Raw genomic sequence first — 9,678 nt, 5'->3', positions numbered from 1 at the left:
TGAATAGATTGAAAATTAAGATAATGGTATAATGAATATAAATAATATCGTTATATAACAAAGGGGGATTTGCAATGACTGGAGGTAGCTTAATATTTTGGGGAATTCTTATTTTTATTGGTTTAACCTTCGATCAGTATAATAGTAAGAAAAAAAAAGAAACAAACAAGTAATCGCTTACAAGTTGTCGAGTTAACTTTTCCTGCTTGCGGATTAATCTAATAAAAGAGTATACTGAATGACGGTAAGACTTATAGAAGGGGTAATGAAAATGAAGCTTGCAGGAAAGGTTGCCATTGTAACTGGTGGTGGCATCGGTATTGGACGTAGTACAGCTCTTTTGTTGGCTAAGCAAGGCGCAAAAGTAATTGTGACGGACATTGATCAAGAAAGTGGACAAGCAACAGCTGAGGAAATTACGAATCTAGGCGGAGAGGCACTTTTTGTATCCTATGATATGGGAAAACAAGGAGATTGGCAACGTGTTATCAGTTTTGCTATGGAGGCATATAGTCGTGTTGATATGCTTTTTCAAAATGCTGGTCTGTATAAAATAGATTCTATTTTTTCTCGCCAACAAGAGAACGATTCCAATGTACTTTGTATTAATGACGTTTGGATAGAGATAAAACAATTAACGTCATCTTTTATGAAACAGCAAGAAGAAGTGGTGCTCAGTGATTTACCAGTTTTCGGTATTATTAGCACGAGAGGACAATCATTTCATACAATAGAAGCCCTAGTATAATAATGGAAAACCGCCCTCAGTATATATGTGGACGGTTTTTTTGTGTGTATTTTCAGCCATTCTAATTTCTTATCGTATAAGTAGAAAATATACAGAATACAAGTGATTTCGTACCCACTATTTTCTTTGTTTTAATTTGGCACGGGGCAGGAAGAGAATTTGACCGTTTCTATGCATGGCTAGGTTCTCTTTTCTACCTAAAAAAGAAGGTGTTGTATTTGCATGTATACTTAGCGAATACGTTGTTCGGTTTGACTATCAAAGAAATGTGCTTTATTCATATCAAAAGCAAGGTTAATTTGGTCACCAGGTGAAAAGATATGTCTTGCATCAACACGTGCTGCAAAATCTTGATTTCCAAGTTTCATATATAAAATGGATTCAGCCCCTAACAACTCTGCAACTTCAATTTTTGTTGTGAAAGTAGTAGATTGTGAAGCTTCTAAAAATAATAGTTCATCATGAATATCTTCTGGACGAATACCTAAAACAATTTCTTTATTTACATAGCCTTGTTCGCGTAATAACTTCATTTTTCCTTCAGATACTTTAATCTTTAGTGAACTGTCTATAACGAAATCGGTTTCAGTTAATTTTCCACGGAAGAAATTCATTGCGGGTGAACCGATAAAACCACCAACGAAAATATTTTCAGGTGTTTCATATACTTCTTTTGGAGTTCCAATTTGTTGGATTTTTCCGTCTTTCATAACAACAAGACGGGAAGCCATTGTCATTGCCTCCGTTTGATCATGTGTTACATAAATTGTCGTTGTACCAAGGCGGTGGTGTAATTTAGAAATTTCTGATCGCATTGCAACACGTAGTTTAGCGTCTAAGTTTGATAATGGTTCATCCATTAAGAAGACTTTTGCGTCTCGAACAATCGCTCTACCTAATGCGACACGTTGGCGTTGTCCACCTGATAAAGCTTTCGGTTTTCTATCTAAATATTGTTCAAGCCCTAAAATTTGAGCTGCATGTTTCACTCGACGGTCGATTTCATCTTTCGGTATTTTTCGAAGTTTTAATCCAAATGCCATATTATCATACACACTCATATGTGGATAAAGAGCGTAGTTTTGGAAGACCATTGCGATATCTCGATCTTTTGGAGGAACATCGTTCATTAGCTTACCATCAATTGAAAATTCTCCTTTTGAAATATCTTCAAGTCCAGCTACCATTCGTAGTGTTGTAGATTTTCCACAGCCAGAAGGACCAACGAATACGATAAATTCTTTATCTTGAATGTGTAAATTAAAATCTGTTACGGCTGTTACGTTATTATCATATATTTTATAAATATTTTCTAATTTAAGTTCTGCCATGATATTTCCCCCTAGAAAGTTTATGCAAACGTTTTCTTTGAATTTATTATAAACGAATAGATTCAAAAAAGAAATAAAAACACTATAAAAAAATAAAACGTTTTCATTATTCCTATGAATATATAATAAGTTCCACATGTTTTATCAGAAAAAGAAAATAAATATTGTAAGCGCTATTTTAAATTTGGATAGAATCTGTTATCATTCAGTAATGAAAACGTTTGCGCCTTAAAAAAGAAAAAAGAATCAATAGTATAGATGAAATGGGGTAGCATAATGGAAAAACAATGGTGGAAAGAAAGTGTAGTATATCAAATTTATCCTCGTAGTTTTATGGATAGTAACGGTGATGGCATAGGGGATCTTCGTGGTATTCTTTCAAAGCTAGATTACTTAAAAGAACTAGGTATTGATGTAATTTGGTTATCACCAGTCTATGAATCTCCAAACGATGATAATGGTTACGATATAAGTGATTATTGTAAAATTATGAATGAGTTCGGAACAATGGAAGACTGGGATGAACTATTACATGAAATGCATAAACGTAATATGAGACTTATGATGGACTTAGTTGTTAATCATACTTCAGATGAACATAATTGGTTTATTGAATCACGTAAATCAAAAGAAAATAAATATAGAGACTATTATATATGGCGTCCTGGAAATGAAGGGAACGAGCCGAATAACTGGGGAGCAGCATTTAGTGGCTCTGCATGGCAATATGATGAAATGACAGATGAATATTATTTGCATCTGTTTTCTAAAAAACAGCCAGATTTAAACTGGGATAATGAAAAGGTAAGACAAGATGTTTATGACATGATGAAGTTTTGGTTAGAAAAAGGAATTGATGGGTTCCGTATGGATGTTATTAATTTTATTTCTAAAGAAGATGGCTTACCAGCTGTTGAAACGGATGAAGAAGGATATGTTTCAGGGCATAAACATTTTATGAACGGTCCGAACATTCATAAGTATTTGCATGAAATGAATGAAGACGTATTGTCTCAGTATGACATTATGACGGTTGGGGAAATGCCTGGTGTAACGACAGAAGAAGCTAAATTGTATACAGGAGAAGCTAGAAAAGAACTGCAAATGGTATTCCAATTTGAACATATGGATTTAGATTCTGGAGAAGGTGGGAAATGGGATGTAAAACCATGCTCACTTATTACTTTGAAACAAAATTTAACAAAGTGGCAAAAAGCATTAGAACAAACAGGCTGGAATAGCCTTTATTGGAATAACCATGACCAGCCTCGCGTTGTATCTCGTTTTGGTAATGATGGAGCTTATCGTACTGAATCAGCAAAAATGTTAGCGACAGTGCTTCATATGATGAAAGGGACACCATATATTTATCAAGGAGAAGAAATCGGAATGACCAATGTTCGATTTGAATCGATTGATGAATATCGAGATATTGAAACATTAAATATGTATAAAGAAAAAGTTATAGAGCGCGGCGAAGATATAGATAAAGTGATGCAGTCTATATATATAAAGGGCCGAGATAATGCTAGAACCCCGATGCAGTGGGATGATAGAGAACATGCTGGATTCACAACGGGTGAGCCTTGGATTGCGGTAAACCCTAACTACAAAGAGATTAATGTGAAACATGCAATCCAAGACGAAGAATCGATTTTTTATTACTATAAAAAATTGATTGAGTTACGCAAAAACAATGAAATAGTTGTGTATGGAACATATGATTTAATACTAGAAAATAACCCTTCTATTTTTGCTTATGTAAGAACATATGAAGAAGAAAAGCTTCTGGTGATTGCAAACTTCACTGCAGATGAATGTGTATTTGAATTGCCTGAGGATATTATTTATAGTGAATCCGAGTTATTAATATACAATTATGACGTAGAAAATGTATCGATAGAAAACATTACGTTACGACCATATGAAGCAATGGTATTTAAATTGAAATAAGAAAAAGCCTTATGCCACCCTGGCATAAGGCTTTTTCTATTACCATTTTAAAATAGAGAATCCGTACGGTGGAAGTGTAACTTGTAATACACTTGCTTCCGCTGAAAATTCTTCATTTGTATAAATGTTAATTATTTTCTTCCCAGTAATACGAAGAGGGAGTGAAGTTGTAACTTCACTGTTAGTAGGATTTAAAACGAAAAAGATAGTTTCATCTTCATATGTTTTTGTATAAGAAATATAATTATGTTCATCATTTGCCTCAATGAATTGAAAAGTACCGTGTCCTCCAAATGATTTATATTGTTTCCGTAATGAAATTAATGTTTGTATATGTGTAAATAAAAGAGTGTCTTGTTCTTTTTCGTCCCATACCATACATTTACGACAACCAGGGTCCATGTCACCATCCATGCCGATTTCATCACCGTAATAAATACAAGGAGAACCAATGAAAGAAAGGTGGAATACATAGAGTAACTTTAACTTATTTTTATCCCCGTTACATGTCGCTAAAATTCTTGGTGTGTCATGACTGTCTAATAAATGAAATGCCGCTTCATTTACATTCATAGAGTAGGAATGTAAAGAATCTGTAATTTGTTTCGTGAATTCACTCGCTTTAATGGAATCGTTAGCAAAGTAAGAGAGTAGAGCGTTTGTAACAGGATAGCTCATGACAGCATCAAATTGATCTCCTTGTAGCCATGGGAGTGCATCGTGCCAAATTTCGCCTAAAATATATACTTCAGGATTTAATGCTTTTATTTCACTTCGGAATTCTCTCCAAAAACTGTGATCAACTTCATTTGCCACATCAAGGCGCCAACCATCTATATGGAATTCCCTTACCCAATAACGACCTACTTCAAGTAAATATTCTTTTACATCTGGATGTGCCGTATTTAATTTAGGCATATATGGTGTAAATGCGAAAGTATCATAGTTAGGAAGTGGCTCGGTTATAATTGGAAATTCATGAATATGGAACCAATCTTTATAGGCGGAATTCTCACCATGGTATAGCACATCTTGAAATTTATCAAAGAAGTATCCGCTATGATTAAAAACAGCGTCGAGCATTACTTTTATACCATGTTTATGACACGCCTGAACGAGTTTTTTGAAAGTTTCTTTCGTCCCGAATTGTGGGTCGATTTCCATGTAATCAATTGTGTCATATTTATGATTCGAATGAGCTTTGAAAATAGGAGTGAAATATATTCCTGAAATTCCAAGTTTAACAAGGTAATCAAGGTTTTGAATAATACCAGCAAAATCTCCGCCGAAAAAATTAGTTGGAGTTGGTTCAGTACTTCCCCAAGGAAGGGTGTTTTCTGGATTCAGTGTGCGATCCCCATTAGCGAATCGTTCTGGGAAAATTTGATACCAAACTGTGTCTTTAACCCAGGAAGGTGCTTTGAATACATCGTTTGCATGAATAAATGGAAAACAGAAAAAGTTACCAACATCATCATTTGGAATGTTAGAAAAAAATCCTCGTTCTGTATAAATAAGAGTTTCTGCATCATTTATTAATTCAAATCCATAACGTAAGCGTTTAAATTGTGGTTCGATGGAAATTGACCAATAATCAAATAACTCAGTAGAACCAGTTTTTTTCATCGGTGTACTCGCTGTAATCCATTTCCCATCTTGCCATTCATAAGGATCACCGTAGATGAGAGCGGCGGTGTGAATATCCTCTCTTTTTGTACGCATCCGGATGTGAATCGTTTTTTCGTCGTAAGCGTATGCATAATTATCTTTCGGCCTATGATAGATCGCTTCTTTAAACATATAGAAAATCCCCCTTTAATATCTCTATACATATCGTTCCCTTAAACGTAATAATAAAGATTATGTTGCAAACGATTGCTTTCCCATAACTTTAATGTTGCTTATAAGAGTAGTATTCATTTTATATAAAGTCAATGGATAAAGAGTATAACGGCAATATTAAAAAAATTAATATTTGCAAAATGAATAAAAGGATGTATAATGATAGACAAATAGCGCAAACGTTTTCATAGATTATGATATTGTTTGTGCTTTTATTAAACTATGGAATGCAAACGTTTTCAATTAAAGAGGTACATAGACAATTTAGGGAGGTTTTTGGGATGAAGAAAGCATTATCACTATTAACGATTTCAGCATTGTCAATCGGTATGTTATCTGCATGTGGACCGAAAGATTCAGGGAAAAAAGAAGCAAGTAACGAGAAGAAAGATTATGATCTTCTCGTTTGGGAAGATGAGAAAAAAGGTGTTGGTCTAGAGCCGGCAGTGAAAAGTTTTGAAAAGAAATATAATGTGAAAGTAAAAGTTGTAGAGGTTCAGATGACGAAACAAATAGAAAAACTTCGTCTCGACGGTCCAGCTGGTACAGGACCAGATGTTGTAACATTACCGCATGATCATATTGGTAATGCGGTAACAGAAGGGCTACTTTCAGAGGTGAAAGTGGATGATACGGTAAAAAATAAATTTACAGATTTATCAATAAAGGCACAAACATACGACGGAAAACTATACGGTTTACCAAAAGCAATTGAAACACCAATCTTTATTTATAATAAAAAATTAATGCCAAAAGCACCAGAAACGATGGATGAGCTGTATAACTTCTCAAAAGACTTTACGAAAGATGACAAGTACGGATTTTTAACATTAGGAGATAACTTCTATTTTGCTAACGCATTTATGGCGGGTATGGGCGGTTATGTATTTGGTGAAAAAGATGGAAAACTGACTCCGACAGATATTGGATTAAATAATAGTGGTGCAGTACAAGGTGCTGAATATATTCAAAAATGGTATAAAGAAAAATTATTACCAAAAGGAATTATTGGTGAATCTGGCGGTTCAGCTGCAGATGGATTATTTAATGAAGGAAAAGCAGCATCTATTATGAATGGTCCATGGGCATTCCAAGCAATGGAAAAGGCTGGAATTGATTATGGTGTTGCTCCAATGCCGAAATTACCAAATGGTCAACCGATGAAAACATTTGTTGGGGTAAAAGGATGGCATGTAACAAGTTTCTCTAAACAAAATGATTTAGCTACAAAATTCACTGAGTGGGTAACAAATGAAGAAAACGCGAAAATTCGATTTGAGAAAACAAAAGAAATTCCTCCAGTAAAATCAGTGATGGAAGATCCAATTATTAAAGATAATGAGGCTGCAAAAGCAGTTGCGACTCAATCAGAAAATGGAATCCCAATGCCGAATATTCCAGAAATGCAAGAAGTTTGGAAACCAGCTGGAGATGCGCTTCAATTAGTTGTATCAAATAAACAAGAGCCAAAAGCAGCACTTGATAATGCAGTGAAACAAATTAAAGGTAATATTGAGGCAAACCACAGCAATAAAAAATAAGGTGAAATTCGTGCCTCTAAATATGAGAGGCACGAATTCTCTCCCTTCCAAGTAGGAAGAAAAAAGGGGGAAGGAACATGCAAACATCTATAGAACCAACGAAAGATGTGAACGGTTCAAAGCATAGGAAAATGGCGACCATGTTATCTATTATTCCAGGCATGGGCCAAATATATAATAAACAATACGTAAAAGGTCTTATTTTTCTAGTATTAACAGGCTCATTTATTGTAGCATTTGCTGATTTATTAAATATAGGATTATGGGGAATTGTAACGCTCGGTACAGAAGTTCCACGTGACCATTCTGTCTTTCTATTAGTAGAAGGGATTTTGGCACTTATTGTTGTCGTGTTTGGACTAGGGGTATATGCATTTAACTTATATGATGCATACCAAAATGGGAAAAAACGCGATATAGGGACACCATTAAACTCAGTTAAAGAGCAATATCGCAATTTATTAGATCAAGGTTTTCCGTATTTAATGGTTTCACCAGGGTTTCTATTACTTATCTTTGTTGTCGTGTTTCCAATCATTTTTGTTATCTTAATTGGATTTACAAACTATGATTTATATCACTCCCCTCCAGCTAAATTAGTAGATTGGGTGGGCTTTAAAAACTTTATTGATATTTTCACATTACCAATGTGGAGAGATACATTTTTAAGTGTATTCTCTTGGACTGTCATTTGGACATTCGTTGCAACGACATTACAAGTTGCACTGGGTATTTTTTTAGCGATTATCGTAAACCAGCCTGGGATTAAAGGGAAGGCTGTTATTAGAACAATCTTCATTTTACCGTGGGCTGTTCCAGCATTCGTATCTATTCTTGTATTTGCTGGTATGTTTAATGAAACATTCGGAGCGATTAACAATCAAGTATTAGCTTTATTCGGGATTGAAAAGATTGCTTGGATGACTGATCCATTTTGGTCGAAAATCGCTTTAATTATGATTCAAACGTGGCTTGGCTTCCCGTTTGTTTTTGCAATGACAACAGGTATATTGCAATCGATTCCAGGAGAACTGTATGAAGCAGCTACAGTAGATGGTGCAACAGCTTGGCAACAGTTCCGCAAAATTACATTGCCGCTCGTTCTATATGCAACAGCTCCAATTTTAATTACACAATATACGTTTAACTTTAATAATTTTAGTATTATTTATCTATTTAATAGCGGGGGACCTGCTGTGTCTGGACAAAATGCAGGTGGAACAGATATTTTAATTTCATGGATCTATAAGTTAACGATGACTTCGGCTCAGTACGGAAAAGCAGCAGCTCTTACAATGATTTTATCGTTAATCGTTATTACAGTTGCGTTATGGCAATTTAAGAGAACAAAATCATTCCAAGAAGAGGATATGATGTAAATGAATATTAAACGACAAAAGATGTTACGTCTTTCATTAAGTTATTTAGTTATCTTCATAATGTGTGCGATTATTTTCTATCCATTACTATGGATAATTGGTTCATCGTTTAATCCAGGAGATAGTTTGTCTGGTTCTAACATTATTCCGAAAAATGCCACGTTAGATCATTATCGCAAGCTACTTGATCTTGATTCAAGTAATTACTTACTTTGGTATAAAAATACTTTAAAAGTTAGTGTTATGACGATGATTTTTTCTGTGTTAGCCATTAGCTTTACTGCTTATGCATTTTCGAGATATCGTTTTGTTGGAAGAAAGAATGGTTTATTAACATTTTTAATTCTCCAAATGATCCCGAATTTTGCAGCGTTAATCGCGCTATATATATTAGCGCAGTTAACAGGATTAATTGATACACATCTTGCATTAATTTTAATTTATGTGGGCGGAGCAATTCCGATGAATACATGGCTTATGAAAGGGTATTTTGATACGATTCCGAAAGAGTTGGATGAATCAGCTCGAATGGATGGAGCGGGGCATTTCCGTATTTTTTGGCAAATTATTATGCCACTTGCAAAACCAATCGTAGCGGTTGTAGCGTTATTTACTTTCATCGGTCCATTTACAGACTTTATTTTAGCAAGTATTATTTTACGCACACCGGAAAATTATACTTTAGCAGTTGGGTTATATGAAATGGTAGCGAAGAAATTTGGTAATGAATTTACAACATTTGCAGCTGGATCAGTATTAATTGCAATTCCGATTTCTATTTTATTCTTATCGCTGCAAAAATATTTTGTTTCCGGTTTAACAGCTGGAGGTACGAAAGGATGAAAATGGGACATTACGTCCCATTTCTCTTTTCATCTCCCTAT

At 34.6% G+C, this 9,678-nt stretch carries 8 protein-coding genes; 6 read left to right on the top strand and 2 right to left on the bottom strand.

What is annotated here, in order from left to right; all coding sequences use genetic code 11:
* The first annotated feature begins 74 nt into the window (after window positions 1-74).
* Window positions 75-173, top strand: a complete 99-nt coding sequence (locus V7038_RS08665) for a hypothetical protein (RefSeq protein ID WP_002145961.1) — start codon at window positions 75-77, stop codon at window positions 171-173.
* A 65-nt stretch (window positions 174-238) separates the two neighbouring features.
* Window positions 239-748 carry an SDR family NAD(P)-dependent oxidoreductase gene (locus V7038_RS08660; RefSeq protein ID WP_033710801.1) on the top strand — a complete coding sequence of 170 codons (510 nt, stop codon included), beginning with the start codon at window positions 239-241 and terminating at the stop codon, window positions 746-748.
* A gap of 230 nt (window positions 749-978) precedes the next feature.
* On the opposite strand, the gene V7038_RS08655 is transcribed toward V7038_RS08660, so the two are convergent.
* Window positions 979-2,079, bottom strand: a complete 1,101-nt coding sequence (locus V7038_RS08655) for an ABC transporter ATP-binding protein (RefSeq protein ID WP_002111551.1) — start codon at window positions 2,077-2,079, stop codon at window positions 979-981.
* A gap of 276 nt (window positions 2,080-2,355) precedes the next feature.
* Between V7038_RS08655 and V7038_RS08650 the strand changes: the two genes are divergently transcribed.
* Window positions 2,356-4,032 (top strand): glycoside hydrolase family 13 protein, encoded by a 1,677-nt coding sequence (locus V7038_RS08650; RefSeq protein ID WP_033714020.1) that lies wholly within the window; start codon window positions 2,356-2,358, stop codon window positions 4,030-4,032.
* Between the two features lie 39 nt (window positions 4,033-4,071).
* Here V7038_RS08650 and V7038_RS08645 read toward each other — a convergent pair whose 3' ends face one another.
* Complete coding sequence (locus V7038_RS08645; protein ID WP_215557414.1) at window positions 4,072-5,832, bottom strand: alpha-glycosidase; 1,761 nt, start codon at window positions 5,830-5,832, stop codon at window positions 4,072-4,074.
* Between the two features lie 323 nt (window positions 5,833-6,155).
* Between V7038_RS08645 and V7038_RS08640 the strand changes: the two genes are divergently transcribed.
* The 3 genes from V7038_RS08640 to malD all read left to right on the top strand — a co-directional run bounded on the left by V7038_RS08640 (window position 6,156) and on the right by malD (window position 9,637).
* A complete protein-coding gene (locus V7038_RS08640) occupies window positions 6,156-7,415 on the top strand; it encodes an extracellular solute-binding protein (RefSeq protein WP_002111548.1) in 1,260 nt (419 codons plus the stop codon).
* Window positions 7,416-7,492: 77 nt separating this feature from the next.
* Window positions 7,493-8,794 (top strand): maltosaccharide ABC transporter permease MalC, encoded by a 1,302-nt coding sequence (gene malC, locus V7038_RS08635; protein ID WP_335469829.1) that lies wholly within the window; start codon window positions 7,493-7,495, stop codon window positions 8,792-8,794.
* A complete protein-coding gene (malD, locus tag V7038_RS08630; protein ID WP_002111546.1) occupies window positions 8,795-9,637 on the top strand; it encodes a maltosaccharide ABC transporter permease MalD in 843 nt (280 codons plus the stop codon).
* Window positions 9,638-9,678 lie beyond the last annotated feature (41 nt).

It is taken from the genome of Bacillus sp. JJ783, from assembly GCF_036963225.1.
GTDB classification, from domain to species: domain Bacteria; phylum Bacillota; class Bacilli; order Bacillales; family Bacillaceae_G; genus Bacillus_A; species Bacillus_A cereus_U.
The sequence above is the reverse complement of the archived record's forward strand: the minus strand, read 5'-3'. Positions and strand labels throughout refer to the sequence as shown.